20 protein-coding genes are annotated in these 26,736 nt (G+C 69.4%); 11 read left to right on the top strand and 9 right to left on the bottom strand.

Annotation, left to right across the window (positions count from 1 at the left end):
• Positions 1–54 precede the first annotated feature (54 nt).
• The 5 genes from BN1701_RS00880 to BN1701_RS00860 form a co-directional block, all read right to left on the bottom strand.
• The gene (locus tag BN1701_RS00880; protein WP_054044544.1) at positions 55–1,983 is read right to left on the bottom strand and encodes a VirB4 family type IV secretion system protein; all 1,929 of its coding nucleotides are present in this window, start codon (positions 1,981–1,983) and stop codon (positions 55–57) included.
• Positions 1,983–3,251, bottom strand: a complete 1,269-nt coding sequence (locus tag BN1701_RS00875) for a PrgI family protein (protein WP_054044542.1) — start codon at positions 3,249–3,251, stop codon at positions 1,983–1,985. Before BN1701_RS00875 ends, BN1701_RS00880 begins: the two co-directional genes overlap by 1 nt.
• A complete protein-coding gene (locus BN1701_RS00870) occupies positions 3,248–5,506 on the bottom strand; it encodes a hypothetical protein (RefSeq protein ID WP_157367706.1) in 2,259 nt (752 codons plus the stop codon). Before BN1701_RS00870 ends, BN1701_RS00875 begins: the two co-directional genes overlap by 4 nt.
• Positions 5,507–5,635: 129 nt before the next feature.
• A complete protein-coding gene (locus BN1701_RS00865) occupies positions 5,636–6,043 on the bottom strand; it encodes a pilin (protein ID WP_369800463.1) in 408 nt (135 codons plus the stop codon).
• 107 nt (positions 6,044–6,150) lie between these two features.
• Complete coding sequence (locus BN1701_RS00860) at positions 6,151–7,209, bottom strand: PqqD family protein (RefSeq protein WP_054044540.1); 1,059 nt, start codon at positions 7,207–7,209, stop codon at positions 6,151–6,153.
• Positions 7,210–7,748: 539 nt separating this feature from the next.
• Here BN1701_RS00860 and BN1701_RS36285 point away from each other — a divergent pair.
• From BN1701_RS36285 to BN1701_RS00820, 8 genes are all read left to right on the top strand, one after another.
• A complete protein-coding gene (locus BN1701_RS36285) occupies positions 7,749–8,885 on the top strand; it encodes a hypothetical protein (RefSeq protein ID WP_197672025.1) in 1,137 nt (378 codons plus the stop codon).
• Complete coding sequence (locus BN1701_RS00850) at positions 8,882–10,105, top strand: TRM11 family methyltransferase (protein WP_054044538.1); 1,224 nt, start codon at positions 8,882–8,884, stop codon at positions 10,103–10,105. Before BN1701_RS36285 ends, BN1701_RS00850 begins: the two co-directional genes overlap by 4 nt.
• Positions 10,102–11,439 (top strand): DNA cytosine methyltransferase, encoded by a 1,338-nt coding sequence (locus BN1701_RS00845; protein WP_054044536.1) that lies wholly within the window; start codon positions 10,102–10,104, stop codon positions 11,437–11,439. The genes BN1701_RS00850 and BN1701_RS00845 overlap by 4 nt, the downstream gene beginning before the upstream one ends.
• Positions 11,436–12,359, top strand: coding sequence for a hypothetical protein (locus tag BN1701_RS00840; protein WP_054044535.1), 924 nt, complete (start codon positions 11,436–11,438; stop codon positions 12,357–12,359). Before BN1701_RS00845 ends, BN1701_RS00840 begins: the two co-directional genes overlap by 4 nt.
• 865 nt (positions 12,360–13,224) lie before the next feature.
• Entirely contained in the window at positions 13,225–13,437 is a 213-nt protein-coding gene (locus tag BN1701_RS00835) for a hypothetical protein (protein ID WP_054044534.1), read from the top strand.
• Positions 13,434–15,368: a recombinase family protein gene (locus BN1701_RS00830; protein WP_054044533.1), complete on the top strand. Its 1,935-nt coding sequence runs from the start codon at positions 13,434–13,436 to the stop codon at positions 15,366–15,368. Before BN1701_RS00835 ends, BN1701_RS00830 begins: the two co-directional genes overlap by 4 nt.
• Before the next feature lie 390 nt (positions 15,369–15,758).
• Positions 15,759–16,247 carry a cupin domain-containing protein gene (locus BN1701_RS00825; RefSeq protein WP_082859587.1) on the top strand — a complete coding sequence of 163 codons (489 nt, stop codon included), beginning with the start codon at positions 15,759–15,761 and terminating at the stop codon, positions 16,245–16,247.
• Positions 16,244–16,684, top strand: a complete 441-nt coding sequence (locus BN1701_RS00820; RefSeq protein WP_054044531.1) for a MarR family winged helix-turn-helix transcriptional regulator — start codon at positions 16,244–16,246, stop codon at positions 16,682–16,684. The genes BN1701_RS00825 and BN1701_RS00820 overlap by 4 nt, the downstream gene beginning before the upstream one ends.
• Positions 16,685–17,108: 424 nt before the next feature.
• Here the strand turns inward: BN1701_RS00820 and BN1701_RS00815 are convergent, their stop codons facing one another.
• Both BN1701_RS00815 and BN1701_RS00810 read right to left on the bottom strand, forming a co-directional pair.
• Positions 17,109–18,038 (bottom strand): M56 family metallopeptidase, encoded by a 930-nt coding sequence (locus BN1701_RS00815; RefSeq protein WP_054044529.1) that lies wholly within the window; start codon positions 18,036–18,038, stop codon positions 17,109–17,111.
• Complete coding sequence (locus tag BN1701_RS00810) at positions 18,035–18,397, bottom strand: BlaI/MecI/CopY family transcriptional regulator (RefSeq protein WP_054044527.1); 363 nt, start codon at positions 18,395–18,397, stop codon at positions 18,035–18,037. Before BN1701_RS00810 ends, BN1701_RS00815 begins: the two co-directional genes overlap by 4 nt.
• Before the next feature lie 187 nt (positions 18,398–18,584).
• Here BN1701_RS00810 and BN1701_RS00805 point away from each other — a divergent pair, with 187 nt between their 5' ends.
• From BN1701_RS00805 to BN1701_RS00795, 3 genes are all read left to right on the top strand, one after another.
• Positions 18,585–20,501 (top strand): PA domain-containing protein, encoded by a 1,917-nt coding sequence (locus BN1701_RS00805; protein ID WP_172803166.1) that lies wholly within the window; start codon positions 18,585–18,587, stop codon positions 20,499–20,501.
• A 242-nt stretch (positions 20,502–20,743) separates the two neighbouring features.
• Positions 20,744–21,967: an LVIVD repeat-containing protein gene (locus tag BN1701_RS00800; protein WP_054044523.1), complete on the top strand. Its 1,224-nt coding sequence runs from the start codon at positions 20,744–20,746 to the stop codon at positions 21,965–21,967.
• Positions 21,968–22,046: 79 nt separating this feature from the next.
• Positions 22,047–23,423 (top strand): LVIVD repeat-containing protein, encoded by a 1,377-nt coding sequence (locus BN1701_RS00795; RefSeq protein WP_054044521.1) that lies wholly within the window; start codon positions 22,047–22,049, stop codon positions 23,421–23,423.
• A gap of 102 nt (positions 23,424–23,525) precedes the next feature.
• Here the strand turns inward: BN1701_RS00795 and BN1701_RS00790 are convergent, their stop codons facing one another.
• Positions 23,526–25,754, bottom strand: coding sequence for a cation-translocating P-type ATPase (locus BN1701_RS00790; RefSeq protein ID WP_054044519.1), 2,229 nt, complete (start codon positions 25,752–25,754; stop codon positions 23,526–23,528).
• A 13-nt stretch (positions 25,755–25,767) separates the two neighbouring features.
• Positions 25,768–26,712, bottom strand: a complete 945-nt coding sequence (locus BN1701_RS00785) for a hypothetical protein (RefSeq protein WP_054044517.1) — start codon at positions 26,710–26,712, stop codon at positions 25,768–25,770.
• Positions 26,713–26,736 lie beyond the last annotated feature (24 nt).

Raw genomic sequence — 26,736 nt, 5'->3', positions numbered from 1 at the left:
GCAGCATGAACGAGTCCCTTCACGGGAGATGGGCCTATGAGGTGGTGCGCGCGCTCAGGCGGCGTCGAGGTGAACCTGGTCGTCGTCGGAATCAGAGCCGAACTCGTCTCCGTCGAAGTCCAGGTCGACGAACGCGGCCTCGGCCTCGTCGACCGGTTCTGCGGTGTCGGCGTAGGCGGCGAGTTCGGCCGGGTTGCTGGTCACCAGGTAGTGCTCGGTGGGCGAGGCGATGCTCTGAAACGCCACCCGCTGCGTGCCGGCCGACAGCAGGCCCTGTCCACGATCAGCGGAGAGCAGGAACGCGCGCTCCCCGGCGGAGAGGTCGAAAGTGGTGGTGATCTCGTCAATGGCCTGCGACGCCTGCCGCAGCAGGATCTGGGTCGCCGCGTTCGCCACGACCGCCTTGCCCAGGTCACTGCCGAGCACGTCGGCGGTGTCCTGGGTGGCCACGGTCAATCCGGCCCAGTGCTTACGGGATGCCTTGGCCATGCGGAACAAGAACTCCGCGCCTGACTTCTCCTTCATCAGCAGCCACGCCTCGTCCACCACGACCAGGCGCGGGCGGCGGATGGCCGGATTGGACACCCGCCGCCACACCGCGTCCAGTGTCAGCAGGGTGCCGATGCCCTTCAGCTCGTCGGGCAGGTCGCGCAGGCTGAACACCACCAGGTGCCCTTCGGGGTTGACACTGCTGGGCCCGTCGAACAGCTGCTTGAACGCGCCCTCGACGAACGGATGCAACCGAGCGGCAAGCTCACCCGCGGCCCGGTCGCCAGCCTGCCCGGCGACCGCGAGCTGGTCCCGCAGGACCCGCAGCGTCGGGGACGGTCGGGTCCAGGTACGGGCGTCGGCGGTGATCCCGACGCTCTGGTAGGTCGCGGCGATCGCCCGGTCCAACGCGGCCCGCTCCGCCGCCTCAAGTTCGCCGCCGACGAGGACGGCGATGACGGTGTGCAGGAACAGCGACCGGCGCACGAGGGCGTCTTTCGGGGCGGTGCGGCGGCCGTCGGCGCGGGTGTGGATCGGCAGATCGAACGGGTTGAGGCGGACGCCTCGTGCGCCGAGGTGGACGTAGGTGCCGCCGACCGCGGCGGCCAGGCGCGCGTACTCGTCCTCGGGGTCGACGACGGCGATCTCGATCCCCCGGTACAAGCTGCGCAGCAGCTCCAGCTTCACCAAGTAGGACTTGCCCGCGCCGGAGCGGCCGAGGATCACCGAGTTGTGGTTGTGCATCCCGTCGCCGAACCGGTCCCAGTGCACCAGCCCCTGGGAGCCGACGTTATAGCCGTAGAGCACCCCGGACGGCGCCGCGACCGAGGTGGGGTCGGGGGCGGGCAGGTCGGGGCTGGTGAACGGGAACGCCGCTGCCAACGCCGAGGTGTCGAACGTGCGGCGCATCCCGATGAGGTCCAGGCCCATCGGCAGCGTGGACACCCAGCCCTGCAGGGATCGGTAGGTGGTGTGCTTGGCGTCGAGCAGCAGGCTCGCGCACAGCGACCGCAGCGCGGCCACCTCGTCCGCGAGGGCCTTGTCGGTGGCGGCGTGGATGGTCAGGTACAGCCCGACCCGGAACAGCTTCCCCTCTCCGCGGGCAACGCGGGAGGACAAGTCGTAGGCGTCCTCGGTGGCCGCCTCGACCTGGGGGTCGAACAGGCGGCCGTGTTCGGCGGTGTGCCGTCGTCCGGCCTCCAACTTCGCGAGCTGGTTCTTCAGCCGCGACGCGGCGGTGGCCGGGTCGATCGGTTCGATGTGCACCGAGACATCCAGGCGACCGGGGTAGGTCAGCAGCGGCGACAGCCAGCCGGGGTGCACCTCACGCGGGAAGCCGACCACGGCGAAGCTGGAGACCCACTCGCCGCCGACCTCCAGGTGCCGTGCGGCCACCGACAGGGCGTCAGGGGTGAACGCGGCGGCTGCCGACGAGGCTGTCGCCTGGGCAGCCGGGCTGTGGTTGCCACGGGTCTTGCGTGTTCGGGCGCCCATCAGGACCGCCCCCTCTCATCCTCGTAGTCATCCCGGTAGTCGTCCGGGTAGTCGTCGTCCCCGTAGTCCCAGTCGTCCCCGTACTCGTCGCTGTCCTCCGGTTGTCCCGACGGCGCGCGGCCGGGCGCCGTCGTGCTGCGTGCGAAGAAGGAGCCGTCGTCGATGTCGGCAAGGTCCGCGCCAGCGGTGGTGGTGATGACCTCGTCCGCGCCGGCCAGTCCCGCCGAGGGCGGCAGCAGGCTGTCGGGGTTGCACGCCGAGGCCAGCACCGCCGTCGCCTGTCCGGCGTTCAGCGGAGTCACCACGATCCCGGCCGGCGACAGCAGCTCGATCGCCTCGCCGAGACGGCGCACCAGGCGCGACTCCGCCGCTCGGCGGGTTCCGGCGTCGATCTGTCCGCCCGCCTGCGTGCGGCGCTTGCCTGCCATCGCCCCGAGCACCGCCAGCGGGCCGGGCCCGCCCAACCCGTCGGTCGGCGCCGCTGTGCCGAGCGGCTCGCGCAGCACGAGCAGCACCTGGCGGCGCAGCAGGTCGGACTGCTGCCCGAGCTGGACCAGGTACTCGGCGTGCTCGATCGCGGCGGCCTCCAGCGCCGGGTGTGGCAGCCCACCCGCCCGCTCCCGTAGCTCGGCGATCTGGGCGGAGAGGTCGAGCCGTTCGGTGCGCACGAGCACCTGCACCGGAGCGGTCAGCGAGTGCAGGTAACGGCCGAACGAGGCGACCAACGCTTCCTGCTCGTTCGGGGTCCGCAGCGCGAAGTTCACCGTCGAGGCGACCGCGACCACCGCCAACCCGTCGGCACCCAGGTCGACCACCCCGGTCTCGGTGACGGCCTCGGCCGGCAGCCGCAACGCCGAGGGCGACACCTGCTCGGGCTGCACGTTCCGGCCCTTGCCGCCCTTGCGGCGACCCGCGGCCTGGTTCGTGGTCCGGTCGGTGTCCGGGGTGAGCCAGGCAGGTGCCGGGCGCACGCCCTCGGGTGCGGCCACGCGGTGCCGGGGTGCGACCCGTTGCCGAATCGCGGCGACGAGCAGCTTGTCCATCGGCATCCCGTCGCGCTTGCCCAGCGCGAGCATCGCCGAGGCCGCGCCGACCGGGACGGCGAAGGCCAGGAACACCGGGATCGGGACGAAGGCACGGGTGGCCGCCCAGATCAGGTAGAGCACCGCCCCGGCGGCGGCGAGGATGACCAGTTGACGTGCGGTCAACGGGCCGAGGACACGGTCGTGCATGTCGACATCGGCCGGGATACGAACAGGTGCGGTCATGAGGTCTTACCTCCTGGCTTGGGACTCGGCCGCGCCGGTGGCGGCGGTGGTGACGGTGGTGACGGTGGTGAGCTGAAGACCGGCGTCGTCGGTGGCTTGGCCGGTTTGGGCAGGTCCAGCGGCAACCGCAACTGCTGTCCCGCGCGCGGCGCGGGCCGAGGCGGTGTGGCCGATGCCGCTGGCGGTGGAGCGGGTGCGGGCTTGGGGGCGGGAGCCCGACGCAGTCCGTCCAGCGGCAGCGGGTACTGACCGCCGCGGGTCGCTCGGTTGCCCTTGTACGGGTCGAAGGGCAGCTCCGGCTGGACCACCCGACGTCCGCTCGGTCGTGGGCTCGGTGGAGGCGGCGGACTCGCCGGGCGCGGCACGCGCCGCACCCCGTCCAGGGGTAGCGGGTACTGCCCGGACCGGTTCGGGCGGTTGCCCCGGTAGGGGTCCAACGGCAACTCCAGCTGCTTGCCCCCGGCCGTGCGGGTGCGACGACCGCCGGTGTCCGCCCCGGCGGGCGAGGTCGGTGGTGGCGTCGTGCGCTGCACGTCCAGGGGCAGCCGGTACTGCCCGTCGCGTCCGAGCACCGGCTTGTTCTCCGGCCAGTCCTCACCCAACGGCAGCGCCAGCTGGCGGCCCTGCAAACCAGAGGGTTTCGGAGTCGGACCGGACTTCGGCTTCGGCGTGGGCTTGCCCGTCGGGCGGGTCCGGCGCACACCGGGCAGCGGCAGGACGTACTGCCCGCCTCCGGTGGTGCGCGCGTTGGCGTAGGGGTTGGACGAACTGTTGCCGCCGCTGGAACCTCCGCCGCCGTTGCCGCCACGGCCGCCGCCCGATGGGCGAGGCTTCGGGCTCTTGCCTCCTCCTCCGCCACCGCCGAGCAGACCGAAGGTCTTGTAGGCGAGGAAGCCCTTGACCAGCGACCCGATCAGGCCGCTCCTGCCGCCACCGCCGCGCACCGACGACAGCACCCAGAACGGGATCTTGAACAGGATGTACATCAGCGCGAGCGCGACCAGGAGGTTGACCAACCCGGACATGGTCGGGCCGAAGAGGGTGAACCCGCCGGGAGCGAGGAATACCTTCATCGCGGTGATCAACGTCAGGCTCTGGCCGAGCTGGATCGCCAGGCAGCCGCCGTAGGCTTTCCACCACCAGTAGGCGATGCCCTCGGTCTGCGGCAGGGCGTGGAACATCAGCGCGAGCGGCGCCCCGGCGATGAGGATGATGGTCATCGCGACGCGCACCACGTAGGTGACCAGGAGCGCGACGAGCATTCCGGCGAGGAAGATGCCGATGAAGATGATCCAGATGCCGCCGTTGAGGCTGCTCAGTACGAGGTTGCGCAGCGTCTCGCCCGCGGAGTTCGCGTCGACCCCGCCGCCCATGATCGCCGCGACGAGCGCGTTGGCGATCTGGATGCCCTTGGTCGCCACCCACAGCGACAGGGCGCCGGCCAGGAACCCGACCACCAGGCGCGGCGCGAGTTCCTTGATGGAGTGTCGGGTCTGGACGGTCTGGTAGCCCATCGCGATGACTCCGGCGAGGAGCACGAGCAGCCCGTAGGAGATGAGCAGGATCTGCCAGGAGTTGTCCCACAGCTCGCCGACGCGCGGCAGCGAGTCCGGCATCGGCGTGGTCAGCAGCGTCTTGGACAGCAGGTCCAGCAGCGGGTTGAGTGCCTCGGTGACGATGCCCCGGAAGAACGAGTTGATGGCCTCGGTGATGCAGGCACCGATGTCGGTGATCCCGCAGTCGTCCTCGGTCTCCTCACCCTGTCCGGGCTGCCCGGTGCCGGGGTTGGTCGGTGGTGCGGTGGTGGTGCCGGGCTGGGGGATGCAGCCCTCACCGGTGCACGGTGTCGACGGGGTCGTGGTGCCGGTGGGAGCACACTGCTGCAGAGGAATGGCCGGGTCGCACGGCGGCAGCGTCGGGACCTCGGTCGGCAGCGGCAGCCCCGTCATCGGAGGCGTCGTGGTCGGCGTCGGCAGGGTGCAGATCGGGAGCGGCGGTGAGCCCGGACCGCAGGGGTCCGGGTCGACCGTCGGGATCGGGATCGGCGGCTGGTTGGTCGGCGGCGCGGGCTGCGCCGCAGCCGCCGGGGCCACCGCTGTACCCGACTCCGGACCGAACGCCGCCGAGGCGAGGGTGCCGCCCAACAGGACGACCAGGCTCACCGCCAACGCCACCAGCGCCCGGCTCCGCGTGACGCGAAGGAGTCGCCCGATCCAGCGGGTCCGCCGGGTGCCCGCGACCGGAGGCGCGAGCATCTTCCGGCGGTCCGCCGACACCGATCCGCTTCGCGCGGTGGGCGTCGTGTCGTGCAGTGAGCCGACGGTGGGGCCGACCGATGTGCGGCGTGGGGCAGACCTGACCGGCCTGTTCGGCGGGCGCATCGGTCAGGCCCCCACGATGCCCTTGAGCACCGTCACGACCAGCGGTGCGAGTGCGGCCAAGGCGTAGCCGATCCCGGCCGCCTTGAACGCCTCTTTGGACTTCTCCTGCTCGCCGGGGTCACCGCCGCCGAACACGCGGCGGACACCGCCGATGGTGAGGAACACCGTCGCCAGCCCGGCGAGGATGCCCATCAGCCAGTTGCGGATGTTGGTCAGGACCTCGTCGACGCTGCCCGCGATCGCGAACACGACCGTGTCGGCGTGCGCCGTCGCGCCGGAGGCCAGCAGTGCCAACGCGGCCAACTCGGTGACCAGCAGGACGCGTCGAATGCTCCGGCGCCGATCGCCCCGCTTCTCAGAGGTCGGAGGTGTGGTGTTGTCGCTGACCGGCCCCTGGGGTGCCGCGCACACCGGCGTGTGGGCTCGCGAGGTCGCCTCACGACGACCGAAAACAGGTCCGCGGTGAGCCCGGTTGTCACCGGGCCGGCAGTGGTGGTGAGGACGAACTGGCGTACGAGTCAAGCGCATCGCGACACTCCCGGAGTCGTGCCCGACGGCCGCTGCGCCGAGTGCTGTGTGGACTCGCGCGGCGGCGTGGGCGAAGAGGTGGTGTGCGCGGGGGTGGCTGGTTTCCTCCCGCACCCCTGAACTCCGGAAAATTGGCCCTGCGGGGACACGCGGTCGCCGACTTTCTTCGCCGTACGCGGCCTCAGATCAGTGACAGTGCGTGACAGTGAGGCGGCGCTGGTCGAATGCTGGGCGGCGGCGGTGATGGTCACCGCGTCGGCCACCTGTGCCGCCACGTCACCCTCGTGTGGACCGGCGTGCGGGGCGTCGGTGGTGTCGTCGAGCAGGTAGGCGACCAGGCGGTGCTCGGCGCGCTGGCGGGCCTTCTTTGCCGCTTGGTAAGAGAGGTTGCGTTCGGCCGCGGCGTCGGCCAGCGGCACACCTTCCAGCCGGGTGGAGCCGATGAGCTCGGCCTCGGCGGAGGTGATGGCGCCCTCGGCGACGGCGCGGGCGAGGACGAAGTCGGGGTGGCCCCACGGGGGCGGCGGCGTCGTCGAGCGGAACCCGTGTCCCGAGGGCACCGGCGCGTCCAGCGCCTCGCGCACGCACGCGTGGCCGGCGCGGTAGGCGGCCCACCGCAGACGCAACATGACCCGCGGACGGCGCAGGTCGATCTCGCCGAGCTCGGCGACGAAACCGGCGAGCACCGCGGCGTGGATGTCGCTCGGGTCACCAGCGAAGCGCGCCGACAAGGTCGCGGCGATGGAGGTCAGCGCGGGCAACGCGACCCCGACCGCGCCCACGGTCCAGGCACCGCCCTCGGTGCGGGCAAGCAGGACCAGGTGCGCCCACGCCGCGTCCCGCAGCGTCTGCGGGCAACGGCGGCGCAGCAACCGGTCACGTAGCTCGTTCAACGGCACCCGCCGCGCCGGAAGACCGGGGAACAACCGGCCGTCCACCGACACCGGATGCGGCCCGGCGACCAGCCACTCGAACGCCGACCGCGCCGCGTCCAACGGCATGGAGTCGCGCTCGAAACCGGAGCGCGGAATAGCCTCACGTGAACTCATGGAATGGCTCCCGAAAGCAAGTCGGAATCAATGACTTGCCCAGGACGCCACGGCGGGTAGTACCAACCGATGACCAAACTGGTACCGAACTAGTACCGCAGAGGTACCGGCGATCTTCACATCCGCGCCGCAAGTGTTACAAGATCCACTTCGGGCGTCTTAGTGGATCACTGAACACGTGACGTCAAGATCAAGCTGACTTGTCCGGTAATACCCGCCTAGCTGCGAATACTTGTGCCCGGTACTAGTTCGGTACCAGTTTGGTCATAGCCGTGAGCGAGCCGTCACGCGCTGCTACCGGTTGGAAGCAACCGCGATCCCCGGCGGATCGGAAAAAGCGCTCGGCCCCCTCCTTTCGGACCCGCCGCCTCTCCCTGCGCGGGCACGCGCGCGCGAACCTTTCCCTGCTATTCGCGCCCGTCAAATCCGTTGAGAAAAGTGACGAGGGCGTGTCCCCAAAGGGGTCGTATTTCGGAGTTCAGGGGTGTCATCAGCGCCTCGCACCGACAGGCGCACCCACCCCTGGCGAAGGGACACCCGTGACCCAGCCCGACAACTCCGCCCGCCGCTCGCCCCGACGGCGCGCCGACTCCACCCACCCGGCTCCGGCCCGCCCCGGCGGGCACCGAGGCGGTGACCGCCGCCCCTGGCCGACCGCTCCGACCACCACCCGCGTCAGCCCTGGCAAGCCCGCGAAGTCCACCGCCGGCACCGGCCGCTCGCGCTCACGCGGGTCGGCCGCGACCCCGACTCCGGCAACCGTCTGGACCGCCGGCTCCGCGCCGATCGACCTCGACGCCACGTGGCCCGCGACCCTCGTCGAGCGGATCGTCACCTCGTTCAGCAAGCCCGCCGAACGAGTCGTGCTGCTGGACCGGACGACCCCCGATCGCACCCGCCCGACGCTCGGCGTGGTCGGTGCCGACGGCGTCATCGACCACGCCCCCGGCACCGAGCCGGACCCCGAACTGGCCGACACCGTCGCCGCCGTCGAACGCCTCGGCCGCGCCGCGCGCGTCGAGCGCGTCCCGGTCGACCCGACGTCGACCGGTCCGGCCTCCCGCCCGTTCTGGGCCGACCTCGTCGGTGGAGTGGGCCCGGCTCCGGCGACCCTCCCCACGGCACCGGAACTCACCGTCGAGGTGTCCGTCCCGGACGTGGTGACCGCACCCGTGGACAGCGCCGACCTGATCGTCGCCAGCCTGCCGCCGCACCGCCCCGGCGGCCACGGTCACGGCAATACCGCCGACCTCATCGCGCTCTACGCGGCACGGCGGCTACGGGTCGGCGGCATCCTCGTCGTGCTCACGCACTGTGACTGGACGTCGGGCGAGCTGACCGACCCGACCGGCGCGGTGGTGACCGCAGGACAGAACGCCGACCTGCTCTACCTGCAGCACATCGTCGCCCTGCACACGCCCGTCCGCGACGGCCGTTTCCACCTCGCCGACACCCACTCCGACGACCACCTCGACGCCAACTTCGGTGACCGCGACACCGCCGACGCCGACGCGCGAGCACGCCACCGCGCCGTCGTGCGCGGGCTGCCTGTGCCGCATCGACGCATCCACTCCGACGTCCTCGTCTTCGCCCAGCCGCACGACCACCAGCCGACGCCCACGGCCTTGCCGAGTGCGCCCACGGACGCGGTCTCGCAACCCGAAGACATCCGATGACGACCACACCCAACCCCGCGCCGAACGACGACTTCGCCCACCCCGGACCGCACCGCCAGGAAGGCACGCCCGTGACGCACGACGCCACCCATCAACCCGCCGCCGAGTCCTCCGCGACCACCGCCGCAGCGGTCGGCGACGAGCCGACCCAGCGCATCCCGCGCGCGCTCATCGCCGCGCTCGACACCCCACCCACCGCTGTGGACAACTCTGTGGACAGCGGTGAGCAGAAGAGCAGCACGGAGCCCCCTGCGGTGTCGGTGTGGACCACCGCGCAGTCCTCGCCGGCCGCCCAGCGCAAGAACAAGTACACGCCCGAGTCGACCGCGCACCCGGCCAAGATGCTGCCCGAGGTCGTCCGCCACGCCGTCACCCACTACACGAAGCCCGGCGACCTGGTGCTCGACCCGATGTGCGGCATCGGCACCACCCTCGTCGAAGCTGTCCGACTCGGCCGCCGCGCCGTCGGCGTGGAGTACGAACCCCACTGGGTCGACGTGGCGAACGCCAACCTCGACCTGGCTCGGGAGCAGGGCGTCGGCGGTGAAGAGGGGATCGACGCGCGGGTGTTCCACGGTGACGCCCGCCAGCTCGTGACGCTGCTGCCGCCCGAGTACGTCGGCCAAGCGGCGCTGGTGGTGACGTCTCCGCCCTACGGTCCCTCCACGCACGGGCAGGTGTCGGTCGCGCCTGGCGCGGGGGTGCAGAAGTACCACCACCTCTACGGCAACACCCTCGACCGCGGCAACCTCGCCAACATCGGCCACCACCGCCTGCTGGCCGGGTTCACCCGCATCCTCGCCGCGCTGCGGACGTTCCTGAAGCCCGGCGGGCACATCGCCATCACCATCCGCCCGTGGCGCGAGCACGCCGAACTGATCGACCTGCCCTCCCAGATCCTCGCCTGCGGACGCGCGGCCGGCCTGATCCCGGTCGAGCGCAACGTCGCACTGCTCGCCCGCGCAGCCGAGACCGACCTGGTGGCGCGCGGCAGCTTCTTCCAGCGCGACTTCATCCGCAAACAGCGCGAGGCCGGACTGCCGCTGCACCTGATCGCCCACGAGGACGTCCTCGTGTTCCGCACCGCCCTGCATAGGTCCGCCGGGAGCACCGCGGCCGGTACTTCGTCGGGGGACGTGGTGGACCTCGGGCAGTACCGCTCGGCGCGATCCGCAGGCGTCGCGCGTGACGGTGCGGGTGAGCGAGGCCGGGCGGCATGACACGCCGTTCGCTCACGCTTGTCCCGGCCCCGGCGGTGACGCCGGGGCCGGGACGGCGGACTCGACCTGTCGCCGAGTCCGGTCCGGTCGTGGGCTCGTTGTGCACCGGTTACGGCGGCTTGGACCTCGGGGTGCTGGCCGCCCTGGGCGGCGGCCGAATTGCCTGGGTCGCCGACCCCGACCCGCACATCGCCCAGATCCTCGACGCCCGGACACCGGGCATCCCGAACCTCGGCGACCTGCGGCACATCGACTGGACCTCCATTGAGCCGGTTGACGTGCTCGTCGCGGGGTTCCCCTGCCAAGACATCTCCGCCGCCGGAAAGCGCGCGGGCATCGAGAAGGGAGTCCGCAGTGGGCTGTGGGCCGACATCGTGGCGGGCCTTCGCGTACTACGACCCGCGCTGCTCATCGTGGAGAACGTCGCCGCGCTTCGCTGGCGCAATGGAGGACTCCACCGTGTACTCGGCGACCTGGCCGAAGCGGGGTATGACGCGCTCTGGCGTAGCGTCCGCGCCGCCGACGTCGGAGCCGCGCACCGCCGCGAGCGCGTGTTCCTGCTCGCCTGGCTGCGCGAGCCCAGCCCCGGTCGACGAGACGGAGATGCTGCCGACGCCGACTGCGCACGACGGCTCGTCCAATGGCATCAGCGCCGCCAGCAGGCAGGGCGGTCCGTCACTGCTGGACCGGCTTCGGCTGTTGCCGACTCCGCGAGCCTCGGACACCGGTACGGCGGGCCGCAGGGCCGGAGCGGGATTCCGGCCGCCACTGTCACAGCAGGTGCTCCCGCTGGTGGACCCCGAGGCGTTCCTGCCGACGCCACGAGCGACGGACGGAACGAAGGGCTGTCCGGCACAGCGGGGCTCCAAGGGCGACCTGATGCTGCCCTCGGCGGTCATCCGCCTGCTCACCCCGCCGGCGCACCACCGGGCCGAGGACAGCGAGACCGACGACATCTCGTAGCGGTTCCCGACGCTGAGACGAGCTCGGCATCCGGCGTCGAGTCGGCGCCGGTGAACTGGGGTGTCTACGAGGCGGCGATCCGCCGCTGGGAGGCGGTGCTGGGCCGCCCGACACCGCACCCGACCCAGCCCGGCAACCACGGCCGCCCGGTCCTCGCTCCCGCCTTCGTCGAGCACCTCATGGGACTGACCGAAGGCTGGGTCACCGACCTCTCCCTGCCCCGCACCGCGCAGCTCCGCGCGCTGGGCAACGGCGTGGTTCCCCAGCAAGCCGCCTACGCGGTGGCCCTGCTGCTCGCCGACCTCGCCGAACTCCTCGACATCAACACCGACCACCGGTCACCGACCGGGCAGGAGGTGACCGCGGCATGACCACGACAAGCCTGAAGGCGACCGACACCGGCCCCGCCTTGCGACTGCTGTCCCTGGGCGCCGGAGTGCAGAGCACGACCGTGCTGCTGCTGGCGTGCGAGGGTGAGATACCGCGTTTCGACGTCGCTCTTTTCGCCGACACCGGCTGGGAACCGCGCGCCGTGTACGCGAACCTCGACCGGCTGACCGCGCACGCCGAGAGACACGGCATCCCGGTGCGTCAGGTGTCGGCAGGGAACATCCGTGCCGACGCCCTCGATCCACGCCACCGCTTCGTGTCCATGCCCCTGCACACCCTCAACCCCGACGGGTCGCGAGGGCTCGCGAGGAGGCAATGCACCTCCGAGTACAAGATCAACCCGCTCAAGAAGGCCGCGCGGGAGCTACTGGGATACCCGCATCCGCGACGGGTGCCGCGTGGGGTGTACGCCGAGCAGGCCATCGGGATCAGCACCGACGAGTTCACGCGCGCCAAGGACTCCGGGCTGCGGTTCCTGCACAACGTCTTCCCGCTGATCGACCTCGGCTTCAACCGGGCACGGTGCATCGAGTTCCTCGCCGAACGAGGCTTCGGGGAGACCGTGAAGTCAGCCTGTGTCGGGTGCCCGTTCCACGGCAACGCGGGCTGGCGCTGGATTCGCGACAACGACCCGGACGGCTGGGCCGAGGCGGTCGAGTTCGACAAGGCGATCCGCGACGGCTACCCGCACGCCACGACACAAGGGCAAGAGCTGCGTGGGCAGTACTTCCTGCATCGGAGTTGTCAGCCGCTCGACGAAGTCGACCTCGACCCGTCCGCTCTCGGCAAACGGCACCTGCGGCTGGTCTCCACCAGTCCGACGGAGGAGGACGACCCCGACGGCTGCTCGCCGTGGTCATGCCGGTCCGGCGCCCCGGTCACCGCGGAGCGTGCGGCATGACGGGCAAGGGATCGCGAGCGCGCGGCCAGAAGAGCGGTCGCACCCGCCCTGGCTCGCCGCGCCCGCGCTAGGCCCGAGGTGTCCCTACCTCGGCCAGGGCCAACGACGACTCGGCGAATGCGCTGCCGTCCGATCACCGGCGGGGCCGCGTGACGGCCGCGAACCACCACCCGGACGGGTTGACGATCGACGTCATCACCGCGTTGCAGCGGGAAGTCAACGATGAACTCCGGTGGGAGGGCTATCCCGTTCAGCAGGCCGAGCCAGCGTTCGTGGCGGTCCGGCCAGTCCAGACTCGCAGGCGCCGGGGTTGACCACTAGCCGGCGTATCGCCAAGGCGGTTGCTGGGCTACCTGCGACCGGGGCCACCGCGCCCGCTGTCGCCCGCGCTGCCGACGGTTCGGCGGCGGCGCGGGCGACATGTCCGGAACGGGCGTCCCGCCCGGCAGCGGCCGTGCACGAGTAGCGCCAACAGTAGTTCCGTCCTTGAGACGACCCCCAGCCTCCGCCGCGAACCACGATTCTGTTCACGACAGTGCGCACACAGGTTCCCGGTCGGCACGAAACATCTTGTGCCGCAGGGAAAGCAGGTCGTCGAGGATGCTTGCCAGCTCGATGTGGACAGAGGTGTTGTGGACCCAACCATGTCGACCAGCCATGACTTTCCAGGAGGACCGTCGTGACCACGTCACCGGAAAACCAGATCACCGCGCCACCCGCGCGGCGTGGCCGGGCCTCGTCCCGGCCACCGGGCGCACCCGAAGATCAGTCACGGCGTCGGCCGCCATCGCGTCACCGACCCGAGTCGAGCAGCTCACCGTCAACGAGGCGTACATCATCTTCCGGGCCGAGAACCCGCCAGCCGGTGTCGCTGCCGCCGGGTGTCGACGCGGTCTGCGACGGGCTCACTGTGACCTTCGACATCCGCTATGTCGACGGCGAGGAAGGTGAGCGGGTGGCCGCCGCGCAGGCAGCCGCCATCTCCGCGCTGCTGAACTGGCTCGCCCACCGCGAGGCCACGAGCACCTTGGAGCAGGGTGGTGCCGGGCGCGCGGCCGAGGAGGGGCGAGCGGCATGAGCGGCCTTCACTCCGACTCCGCACCGCTGGCCCTGCGCCGCCCGCAGGCAGCCGAGGAGGACATGACGGCACTGGTCGGGCTCGGCGGCGGGGTTAGCGAAGTCCCGGTCGCGGTGTTCCTGCGCACCTCGACCCGTGACCTTCAAGACCCGACGCTGTCGCTACCCCGGCAGCTGGACAACTGCCGCAAAGTCCTGCCGCCAGGGTTCGTCATCGTCGCGTTCTTCTACGACGTGGAGTCCTCCCGCAAGGACCTCGACCAGCGTGGTCTGGGCAACGCCCACGAGGCGTTCAACATCCCGATCCCCCGCGACGGCGGTCTGGCCGACCTGCTCGCTGAAGCCCAGCATCCCGGCCGCCGGTTCGAGGCCGTCGTGGTCGAGGAGATCGAACGCGCTGCCCGCTGGACCCACCAGTCCACCCAGCTCGAACACACCCTGGAGAAGGTCGGCGTCCCGCTGTTCGCCGCCGACGAAGGCCCGATCTCCATCACTGAGAAGCGCGCGACCCAGATCCTGGTCCGCCGGATGAAGCAGGGCGTCGGCGAGTGGTTCCTCCGGCACACCCTGGAGCAATCCTGGGAAGGCTTCCGCGAACACACCAAGCAGGGCTGGAACATCGGCAAGGCCCTCTACGGCTACACCCTCCAGAAGATCGAACACCCCGTCGCCGCGAAACGCGAGGAGGGCAAGACCAAGTCGCGGCTGCTGGTGGACTCCGAACGCGGGCAGACAGCGACGCAGATCTTCCTCTGGCGCCATGACGAGAAGCTCGCCTACAAGGAGATCGCCGAACGCCTCAATCTCGACCTCGACCGCTACCTGCCACCCCAGCCCAACCGACGCGAGCGGGCGCGCAACTGCTGGACGGTCTCCTCGGTCCGCGACATCCTCTGTAACCCGAAATACACCGGGTACATGGTCTGGAATCGGCGGGCGAGCAAGAAGGGCGGGAAGCTCAACCCGCCGGGCAAGTGGATCTGGTCACCCGAGCCCACCCACGAGCCGCTGGTCACCCTGGAGATGTGGAAGGAAGTCCAGGAGATCGCCACCAGCCGACAGGGCTCCCGGATGGTCGGAGCGAACCGGCACCCAGCCACCCGACGCACCTACGTCCTGCGTCACTACGTCCACCACGTCTCGTGTAACAAGCGCATGTTCGGCAAGACCCGCCGAAAGGAACTGGCCTACTACACCTGCCAACCGCAACTGGACCGCGTCGGGAACCCACAGGACTACGCCGACCACCCCCGCGCCGTGTACGTGCGGGAAGACCGACTGCTCGACTGCGTGCAGACCTTCTTCGCCCAACGGGTCCTCGGCCAAGACCGCGCCGTGCTCCTCCGGCACCAAATGGCCAAGCAAGGCACCCACCAACGCCAAGACCACAAGAACCGGATCGCGGCGCTCGAGAAGGCCATCACCGAGCTGGGCCGTCGCCAGGACAACCTCATGGATGAGCGGGAAGCCAAGACCCTCGACGACAACGACGAGGCCGGACGCGCGTGGGCCGAACGGCTCCGCGCTCGCTTCGCCGACCTGGAGAACCAGCGACGGGCGAAACTGGCCGAGTTGGACGAGCTCCGAATCGTGGCCGAACGGGAACAGCCTCAACAGCCCGAGCTGCTCGATATGCTGCCGCAACTGTCGCTCGCCCTGGCCGATGCACCCGACCCACTGCAGCGGGGTCTGTACGAAGCCTGTGGCATGAAGATCTACTACGACCACGCCACCCGCAACGTCACGATCCGCGCCACCCTACGCGGTGAAACGGTGCCAGCCGTGGAACAGTCGGCCACCATCATCGCACTGAACAGCGCAAATGCCGACCGCGACGTGCAGGTACCGCCACAACCGGCGTCGGACGATGATGTTGCCCATGTTTTGCGTGTCCTGCCGGGGGCACCAAACCTGTCTTACTCAAACCCTTGACCTTCAAACTCGGGTTCGAGAGTGAGGCACGGAGGCGCGCCACAACATCAACATCCACCGCGCAACGCGGGCACCCCAGACAGGGGCCGTCTTCCAGGCTGCCGATTCGACTCCCGAGCCTCGTTCGCGGCCTCGCCTGCCGAGGTTGCACCGCCCGGATCTGAAAGTCCATCGCATCCCCTGAACCGGGGTGTTGCGAGGACCTCTCGACCCCAAGGGCATGACAGGACGTTGGAGGCGTCGCGTCGGGTGCGTAGCGGATGAGTAACTGGCCGTGATTTTGGGCTCAAGCCAGACTTGCACCTGCCCTATCCACAACAGCGGACGCTTGCCCCGTTAGTTCGGGAGCAGTACCATCTCGTTCGGGAGCCGAACTAATTGGAGGGAAGCATGACCACGACCACATCTCGGCCCTACGCCCGAGCGGCCGCGAAAGCAAACTCCACGTGGTATTTCGGCCACGTGTTCTCGTTCCTCGCCGACGCCGCGGACACCAGCGGGCAGCTGTCGGTGACCGAGATCCGCATGTACCAGGGCGGTGAGCCGCCGGTGCACGTGCATCACGGCGAGGACGAGGCCTTCTACGTGCTCGACGGCCACCTGACCTACCTCCTCGGCGAGGAGCTGATCGACGCCCCGCCCGGCACGTTCGTCTGGGGGCCGCGCGAGGTATCGCACGGGTTCCGCTGCCAGACCGAGACCGCCCGCGTGTTGTGCCTGATGGTGCCCGGCGGTGCCGAGAACGAGTTCCGGGAGATGGGCGCACCGGCTGAGGCCATGACGTTCGGGCCGCTACCCGACGGGCCACCTGATGCCGAACAGATGGCGGAGATGCAGTCGCGGTACCGCTACGAGATCGTGGGACCGCCGCTCTCGTGACAGAACCAGACATCTCGACCCTGCTCGACGATGCCTATCGGGCACTGGAGGCCGAGCTGCACCGCCAGCTCGACGCCGCAGGCTTCGCCGACATCCGCCCGGCCCACGGCAAGGTGTTTGAGACGATCGGTCAGGACGGCAACCGACTCACCGCCATGGCCGAGCAAGCCCGTATCACCAAGGGCGCGATGGCCGAACTTGTCGACTACCTCGAGGCCAGGGGCTACGTACAACGAGCACCCGACCCCCGCGACGGCCGAGCCAAGATCGTGCGTCTCACCCCCCGGGGCTGGGAAGCGGTGCAAGTCGCGGCGGCCGCCATTGTCGACGTTGAGGACCGCTGGCAAGCCGGGCTGGGACCGCGCCGGATGGCCACACTGCGCCGCGCCCTGGCCGAGATGCCAGGTCTGCTGACGTCCGTGGAGACGCTTCCATAGCGTTCGTACTCGCAAGCCTTCGATGCCTGTGCCGCAGGCGGATCGCCCGGTTCATACCCGGGAATTGGCCTGGCCGGGCGGCGGCTGCGCCGCAGCCCGAGGGGGAACCTCAGATCAGATCGGGGCTTGCACTCAGGGAACCCTTGCCGATCACCTTGGACTCCCCTCGGGGAAGGAGTCCGCGACCAGGTAGCGGACGCGATCCGCCGCAGGCACTCCGCCAGATTCAAGAGCTTGTCGCCAGACGAGCGCACCGCGTCGCCATCGCACTACCCGCACTCATCCGGGTACTCAGGCCTGACAATACGGCGCCATCAAAATACTACGAGCGTTCGTACTATCAAATTTAGTAGATGAATTTCGCAGGTCAGCGGCCATATCTACTAACTACAATCGTACTAACCGGAGTCGTAGGTGGGTCGCGTCAGCACCCGGTGAGCACGGCGACTTGGAGCACCGCGAGCGCGACCACGACCGGTGTCGTGAACGCCGTGAGGAGTGCGGTCACGCAACCGACTGTCTTGCCCAGGGGCCCGGTCCCGGTGGCGTGCTCCAGGCGACGCAACCGGTGGGTGATCTCGCCGCCGGTCACGCCGAGACTGCCCATCGGCGTCGGTCCGCTCGCGACGGCCATGAGCGCGGCGCGAAGTGCGGCGCGACCGTGCAACCGCACGGCTTGGGTGTCGGCGCTGAGCTCGGCCAATACGCGGAACTCCCGGGGTGCTCGCTGGGCGAGCGGCACCAGCGGCAGGGCGTCGGCGACGGCGTCGGCGAGGGCGACCAGGAGGTGGTGTCTGCCGCGCAGATGAGCGCGTTCGTGGGCCAGGACCGCGGCGACCTCGGCCGGACTCATCGTCCTGTTGAGACCATTTGTGGCGATGATGACGCCCGGCGGGCCCGCGATGCTGAAGGCAAGCGGACTCTCGTGGTCCAACCACAGGACCCCGTCGGCGGTTCGCGCGCTGACCCCGAGTTCGGCCAGGTAGCGGCGGTTGGCCCGGCGGCGGCGGATCGCCGACCGGATCGCGAGCACCGCGGCACGGACCGTCAGGCAGGCAATGAGGACCGTACCGACGAGGCCGATGAGTTCCTCGGCGTGCGGGTTGAGGCCGTGTGCCACCGACGTAACGCCGTGGAGCAGGAAGGTGAACGAATCGCCGACCGGGTTGTGGTCGGGAACCATCAACACGACGACGGCGCTGGTGGACATCAGGACCGCGCTCACGATCGAGGCGATCCACGCGGTGAACAACACCAGCGGATCAACCCCGCGGCGGGCCAGCCCGCTCAGCCAGCGCGGCCCCAGCATGGCCACGACGGCCGCGCCGAGCAGCATCGCGACCGTGAACGTCATCGCTTGTTCGACCTCCTGCGCAACCCCTTGCGCAGCACCTCGGTCTCCTCCGCGGTGGCCGACCGCGCGAAGTGCAGGAGCACCGCCTCCGGGTCACCGGAGGCCTCCAGCACGTGGCGAAGCGACTGGGCGGCGAACTCCGCCCGGGTGTACGAAGGACAGTAGTAGAACGCGCGACCGACCCGTTCACGTTCGACCCAGGTCTTGCGATGGAGGTTGTCCAGGACCGTCATGACGGTCGTGTAGGCCAGGTCCTTGCCGGTGTCCAGACGTTCCAACACGTCGCGGACACAGAGACTGTCCTCTGAGTCCCACAGGACACTCATGACCGAAGACTCCAGGTCGCCCAGCCCGTGCATCGTCTGCCCACCTCTCGACAGGAGATTCCACGACTGTACTGGAGCATCCCGGAGAAGTTCCTTCCAGTGAGGCCGGATGGGCCATTTCGGGGACTTTCGTCGAGCCGTGTCCTGCGACCCTTGCACGACGTTCGACCGAGGCATAGTTTCGCCGAGTCGGGGGAACTGCGCACCCCGGGAGGCGAACATGCGTGGTCAACGTCGACTGCGTCGAACAGCCCTACTCAGCTCCCTCACCCTGGTCGTCGGTGTGATGGTGACCGGTGTGTCCCAAGCCCACCCGGACCATCCTGGCAGCGGCGGCCGTGAGGACTTTCCCGGCGAAGGCGTCGCCGACGGGATGTACAAGCAGCACGACGGCACCGAAGGTCACCTGCCGCCGGTCAACAACAACGTCACCTTGGTGGGTAGGGCCGAGGTGACGAACCCGGCGGGCACCGGCAACACCGGCCGGGTCGCCGACGTCACCGCCTTCGGTGACTACGCCTATCTCAACGCGTTCCGCGAGCCGACGTGCGGGCAGACCGGCGTGCACGTCGTGGACATCTCCGATCCGGCCCACCCGGCGGAGGTCCTCGACGCGTTCATCCCCACCAGCGCGGGCTCGTACGCGGGCGAGGGCATCCAGGTCATGCACGTGGACAACGCGTACTTCTCCGGCGACCTGCTGGCCCACCAGAACGAGACCTGCCCCGGTGCCGCGCCCGCGCCGCCGAACTCGGGCGGCATCTCGCTGTGGGACGTCACCGACCCGCGGCACCCGCAGCCAGTGGCGCTGCACACCGGTGACTTCACCAACCCCGGCGGTGGCCTCGACCCGGCGCCGAACCAGACCCACAGCATGCGCATGTGGACGAACAACTTCGACGGGAAGACCTACGTCGTGCTCGTCGATGACGAGGAGCAGGCCGATGTCGACATCATGGACATCACCGACCCGTTCCACCCGGTGATGGTCAACGACACGCTCGACCTTGACGTGCTGTTCGGCGTCGACCAAGCGACCCCGACGAACCTGACCTCGGTGTTCAGCCACGACATGATGATCACCAAGATCGGTCAGCGGTACGTGATGAACATGAACTACTGGGACGGCGGCTACGTCCTGCTCGACGTCACCGATCCGGGTCCGGGCAAGGTCACCCTGATCGCCGAGTCCGACTACGCCGCCCTGGACGAGCAGCGGCTGGCCCGCGGGCACTCGATCTCGCCGGAGGGCAACTCCCATCAGTCCGAGCTGTCGCCGAACAAGAAGTTCCTGCTCGGCACCGACGAGGACTTCAACCCGTTCCGGGTGATCGCGACGATCGACTCCGGCCCGTACGCGGGCACGTCCTACATCGCCACGCAGGCCAGTGACACCCCGCCGATCGACCAGGACACCGAGATCAGCGGGCCGACGACCTACGTCGGCAACGCCTGCGCGGCGCTCCCGGCCGGGAGCGGGACCGCGCTCGTCGAACGCGGCACCTGCACCTTCCAGGCCAAACTGAACAACATCACCGCCGCGGGCTACACGGCTGGGATCGTGTTCCAGAACGTTCGCGCCGACTGCCTGGCGGGCGTGACAATGCTCGCGAGCGGCGGCATCCCCTATGTGTTCGTCAACCGGCTCCGCGGGCTCCAACTGCTCGGCATCGCGGGCGTGACCGAGGCGAACGCGTGCACCACGCCGAGCCCGGCCGCGGGCAGCCCGAGCGCGACCACGACCATCCGCGCGGTGTTCGACGGGTGGGGCTACGTCAGGCTGTTCGGCACCGAGATCTCACCCAAGGTCGGCGTCCCGGGTTCGATCACCCAGATCGACACCTACAGCGTCCCCGAGGCGCAGGACCCGGCTTACGCCATCGGGTTCGGCGATCTCTCGGTGCACGAGGTCGCGATGGACCCCGACAACAGCGAGATCGCCTACATCTCCTACTACGCGGCCGGATTCCGCGTGGTGAAGTACGGAAAGACAGGTATCCAGGAAGTCGGCGCCTTCATCGATCAGGGAGGCAACAACTTCTGGGGCGTGGAGGTCTGGAAGGACGAGACCGGCCAGAAGTACATCCTCGGCAGCGACCGGGACTTCGGCCTCTACATCTTCCGCTTCACCGGCTGAGTCGGGCCCGCCAGTGGCGCCCCCGACAAACAGCCGGGGGCGTCGCCTGCCCGAGTTCACTGCTCGCAAACCCGAGAGGAGGAGCTGCCGTGAGACGAACATGGCGGCTTACCTGCGTCACCGTTCTCGCCTCCGCCGCGTTGGTATCGGCGCAGGCGACTGCCTACGCCCACGACCCGGACCACGATGGCGGGACACACCCGCCCACCGGGGGCGGCGGACCCGATCTGCATAGCGCAAACATGGCTTTACTCAAGAACTTACCCAAGGTCGACGGCGCGACTCAGTCCGACCTGGCGTTCGAAGGCAACTACGCCTACGCGGGCGCTTTCTCCGGCTTCCGCGTGATCGACATCTCCAACCCGGGCGCGGCCAGTCAGGTCGCGTTCAAGCCGTGCAACGGTGGCCAGGGCGATGTTTCGATCTACAACGGACTGCTGTTCTCATCGGTCGACACTCCGCAGACCAAACCCGAGTGCGACAGCGCCAACACGACCGCGGCGAACCCGACCGCGTGGGAGGGCGTGCGGATCTTCGACGTGCGCAACCCCGCCGACATCAAACACATCGCTTCAGTACGGACCGATTGTGGTTCTCACACCCACACCCTGTCACCGGCAGGCAAAGGCAGCCTGTTCATCTATGTCTCCTCCTACGCGGTGACGACGACCTCTGTCGGCCCGCACTGCCAGCAGTTCCACGGCAAGATCTCGGTGATCCACGTGGCGTTGAACAACCCGGAGAAGGCCAAAGTGGTCTCGACACCGGAGACGACGGGTGTCCCGGTGTTCGACCACACGCGACTGGAGTTCTCCGCGCCGGTGCTGCAGAACACGACTGGATGCCACGACATCACCGTGTTCAAGCCGTTGAACCTGGCCGCAGCGGCGTGTCTGAGCGTCGGGCAGATCTGGGACATCAGCGACCGCGCGCATCCCAAGGTCCTGCACACCATCACAACACCCCAGGTCAAAGCCTGGCACTCGGCTCAGTTCACCTGGGACGGACGGCGGGTCACCTTCGGTGACGAAGCAGGCGGCGGCGCGCTCGCGCGGTGCCGGGCCGTGGATCAGTCGACGACCGGCGCGGTGTGGACGTACGACGTGGCGACCGCGTCCGAGCTCGGCCACTACAAGATTCCGCGGGTGGAACCAGGTGTGTGCACGATGCACAACTTCAGCTATGTGCCTGGTGTCGACCGCGACATCCTGGTCTCAGCCGCGTACACCGGTGGGACGACAGTCGCCGATCTCACCGATCCGGCCAACCCCGTCGAGCTCGGGTTCTACCGGCCGGGCGACCCTATCGCCGCGAACACCTGGTCGTCGTACTGGCACAACGGATTCATCTATGGCAACGACATCCTTCGCGGCGTGGATGTCTTCGCGATCAACCATTCCGCGGTCGCAGGGGCAGCCTTGCTGCAGCGAAACAACCCACAGACGCAGGAACGAATGTTCCCGTAGTCGACGCCGGTGGCCGGGTCGATTCCTCACCCGGCCACCCACTCCGTGACGACCTCACCACACCCAAGGAGGATGTCGCATGTCACGGCACACCAAACTCATCTTCGGCGCACTCGTCGCCGCGGGCGTCCTGATCGCCCCGGCCATCGCGACCGCCGACCACGCGACGAACCCGCACACCCAGAACATGCACGCCAAAGGCCACAGTCCGCACCCCGCCACATTCCTCGGCGAACCAGACGGGGTCCGGCACATCAACTCCGACCTCGCGTTCTGGGGAAACCTCGCCTTCAGCGGAAACTACGACGGCTTCCGCGTCATCGACATCTCGGACCCGGACAATCCACTGGAGATCTCCCACCAGCGCTGCAACGGCGATCAGGGCGACATCTTCGTGTGGGAGAACATTCTTGTCCGCTCATGGAACTCGAAGAAGGCCGTCGCCCGCACCTGTGACGGCCAGACGGTCCCCGCGGGCTGGGAAGGCGTCCACGTCTTCGACATCAGCAACCCGGTCAACCCGGCACTGCTCACCGCGGTGTCGCTGCCCTGCGGCTCGCACACCCTCACCGGCGCCCGCGACGGCAACCGGCTGATCATCTACAGCAACAACTCCAGCAGCGCGGGATGCGTCGACGGCACCCGCGCCAACGACGACCCCGTTGGCGACTTCATGGACGTCATCGAGGTCCCCTTGGCCAATCCGGCCGGGGCGAACCTGCTGCGCCGTGAACCTCTCACCGGCCCGATCACCAACGTGCGCACCGGCTGCCACGACGCGGGTCTCATCCTCGGACAGGTGAACCTGCTGGCCTGCGCCAGCGCGGACGCGATCAACGTCTGGGACGTCGGCGCCAACGCGCTGCCCGGAGGCAGCTTGGCCGACCCCGCGTTCCTGTTCGTCGTCAGCGAACCCGGCGTCGGACAGGCAGGCACAAACGGCCGCTGGCACTCGGCCTCGTTCAGCTGGGACGGCCAGATCCTCGTCGCCGGGTGGGAACCCGGTGGTGGCGCCGAGCCGGAATGCCAGACCACTGACCCCGCGGTCGACAAGAGCCTGTTCTTCTACAGCGCTCAAACCGGAGCCAAACTCGGCCAGTGGGTCCTGCCGAGAGGCCAGGACGGCGTCGCCGAGAACTGCACCGTCCACAACTACAACATCGTGCCGTTGCGCAGCGGGCGCTACGTCGCCGTGGGCGGGCACTACCAGGCAGGCACCTGGGCCACCGAGTTCACCAACCCCGCCAGCCCGGTAACCGTCGGCTGGTCCGACCCGCCCGCGATCAGCCCGCCCGACCTCGGCGGCGCATGGTCCTCCTACTGGTACAACAACTTCATCTACGAGTCGAGCATCACCGAAGGCGTCAACATCTTCCGCCTCAGCGGTAACACGACCGGCGGTGCGATGAGACTCGACCACCTCAACCCGCAAACACAGGAGTTCAGCCTCCCGTAGCGGAGCCGTGCCGCGACGCGCGTCCGATCCCGGTCGCGTCAGCGATTCTCGTCCGCACGACGGCGCCCCCGGCCAATCCGGTCGGGGGCGCCGTTCGTGTTGTCAGCGCGCGGTCGAGGTGAACCGGCGCAGCCGCAGGCTGTTCGTGACCACGAAGACCGAGCTGAACGCCATCGCCGCGCCCGCCAGCATCGGGTTGAGCAGGCCTGCCGCGGCCAAGGGCAGCGCCGCGACGTTGTAGGCGAAGGCCCAGAACAGGTTTCCCTTGATCGTGGCCAGGGTCCGCCGAGACAGGCGGATCGCGTCGGCGGCGGCGCGCAGGTCGCCGCGGACCAGGGTCAGGTCGCTGGCCTCGATCGCGACGTCGGTGCCCGTGCCCATGGCCAGCCCGAGGTCGGCCGTGGCCAGCGCGGCGGCGTCGTTCACGCCGTCGCCCACCATCGCCACGACCTTGCCCTCGCGCCGCAGTCGGGCGACGACGTCGACCTTGTCCTTGGGCAGGACCTCGGCGATGACCTCGTCGATGCCAACGTCCCGGGCGACCGCCTCGGCCACGGTCCGGTTGTCGCCGGTCAGCAGGATCGGGGTCAGGCCCAGTTCGCGCAGCATCCGCACCGCTTGCGCCGACGTGGGCTTGACGGTGTCCGCCACGGTGAGAACTGCCCGCGAGACCCCGTCCCAAGCGACCGCGACGGCCGTCTCGCCGCGCGCCTCGGCCGCGGACTTGGCGGCGGCCAGGTCGTCGGGCAGGTCGAGACCCCACTCCCGCAGGAGTTCAGCGCGGCCGACGACGACCGCGTGACCGTCCACGACGCCCTGCACGCCCAGGCCATCGGTCGCGGAGAAGTCTTCGACCGCGGGCAGTTCGGACCGCAGCCGGGCGCCCGCCGCGATCGCTTGGGCGATGGGGTGCTCCGACGCGTGCTCGACCGCGCCCGCCAGCCGGAGTGCCTCCGTCTCCTCGACGCCGTCGACGGTGATGACGTCGACCAGGGCCATCTTCCCGGTGGTCACGGTGCCGGTCTTGTCCAGCACTACGGTGTCGACGCGCCGGGTGGACTCCAAGACCTCCGGCCCCTTGATGAGCAGGCCGAGTTGGGCGCCGCGGCCGGTGCCGACGAGCAGCGCGGTCGGCGTGGCCAACCCGAGCGCGCACGGGCAGGCGATGATCAGCACGGCGACGGCGGCGGTGAACGCGGCCGAGGGGCCCGCGCCCGCGCCGAGCCAGAACGCCAACGCGCTCAGCGCCAAGCCGATGACGATCGGGACGAAGATGCCCGAGACTCGGTCAGCCAGGCGCTGGACCTGGGCCTTCCCGGTCTGCGCCGCCTCGACGAGCTTGGCCATCTGGGCGAGTTGCGTGTCGGCACCGACCCGGGTGGCCCGGACCACGAGCCGTCCGCCCGCGTTGACGGTCGCGCCGACCACCGGGTCCCCGGGTCCGACCTCGACGGGCACCGATTCGCCGGTGAGCATCGAGGCGTCGACCGCGGACTTGCCGTCCTCGATGACCCCGTCGGTGGCGACCTTCTCGCCCGGCCGGACAACGAACAGGTCACCGACCGCGAGTTGGTCAACCGGGATCCGGACCTCAGCGCCGTCGCGCAGGACCGCGACTTCCTTGGCGCCCAGTTCCAGCAAGGCGCGCAGCGCCGAACCCGCCCGCCGCTTCGCTCGGGCCTCGAAGTAGCGGCCCGCGAGAATGAACGTGGTGACCCCGGCGGCGACCTCCAGGTAGATGTTCGCCTCGCCGCCCATCCGCTGGATGGTCAGCTCGAACGGGTGCGTCATCCCCGGCTCGCCCGCCGTGCCGAAGAGCAGGGCGTAGAGCGACCAGCCGAACGCGGCGAGGGTGCCCAGGGAGATCAGAGTGTCCATAGTGGCCGCGCCGTGGCGCAGGTTGGCCCAGGCCGCCTGGTGGAACGGCCACCCGGCCCAGACCACGACCGGAGCGGCCAGCGCCAGCGAGATCCACTGCCAGTAGGTGAACTGCAGCGCCGGGATCATCGCCATGGCGACGACCGGCACGGACAAAGCGATCGACCCGATCAGCCGCTGCCGAAGCGGATCGCCCGTGGGCGCCGCCTCAGGCTCGACTCGGGGCAGGGTCGCGGTGTAGCCGGCGGCCTCGACCTGAGCGACCAAGTCGGCGGGGTCGATCCCGTCGGTGTAGGTGACCTTGGCTTTCTCGGTGGCGTAGTTGACCGTCGCGGTCACGCCGTCGAGCTTGTTGAGCTTGCGTTCGATCCGGTTGGCGCACGAGGCGCAGGTCATGCCACCGATGGCGAGTTCGATCTCGGCCGGGCGGGACGAAACGATGTTCGCGGTCATGAATCCTCCGCTCTCAGTTGTGGCCACCGTGGCCTGCCGAGGCCGATGTGGACGGTGTGGACATTGTGGACGGTGTGGTCTCGTTGGTGGACACCGTGAACTCGGCCGTGCGGACGACACCATCGTGTTGGAAGTCGAGGAACAGCCGGTAGACGGCGGGGCTCGGGACCTCGGCGAAGAACACCACATTCGGACCTGGTCGGGTCTTGCCGTCCCCGGGCACACCCTCGGGATGCACGTGCAGATACGCGAGGTCTCCACCGCGCAGCGCGACCAAGTGGCCGTACGCACCGAGGTACGGCTGCAAGTCGCCGACCGGCTTGCTGTCCCTGGTGACCGACAGGACCACTTTGGACGACGACCCGGACACGAGGTCACCTGTGAGCCGGACCTCGTATCCGTCCACTGTGGCCACTCGGGATTCCGGGTGCTCCACCGGGACGCTGTCGCCGGGGACGGCGAAGTCGACGCCGAGCGTCAGCGGCTCAGCGCCGGTCGGCGCGAAGTCGGCGAAGGCGCGATAGCTGCCCGCCTGCCGCAGGTTCAACGGGACCGACCACGTGCCGTCGGCCGCCATCGTCGGGTGCACGTGCTGGAACCCGGACGTATCACGTCGCACGACGATCAGGTGCAGTGGCTTGTCGTGTGCGATGTCGAATGCGGTCAGCGCGTCTCCCCCGGGCTTGGTGATCCGGAAGGAGAACTGCTGGGCCGAGCCAGAGGGCAGCGTCGCGTGGGTGGGCGTGAAGGTGAATCCGCCCCTGGACGACGCCAGCCCCTTGGGCAGGTCGTTCGGCGTGCTCTCCGCGACGGTGCCGCCGTGGGCTCCGCCGTGTCCGTCGGCCCGCGCCGCGGAGTCGGCGGACAGGGGGCCGACAGCGGTGCCGATCGCCCAGGCGCCACCGGCGGCCAAGGCGAGCGCCGCACCGTAGGCGGTGAGCTTCGCTGCTGTATTCATGTCTTGTCCTTACCCCACCGTGGG

Source organism: Alloactinosynnema sp. L-07 (assembly GCF_900070365.1).
Classification (GTDB): Bacteria; Actinomycetota; Actinomycetes; order Mycobacteriales; family Pseudonocardiaceae; genus Actinokineospora.
Note: the sequence above shows the minus strand (reverse complement) of the source record. Positions and strands in the feature narration are given on the sequence as shown.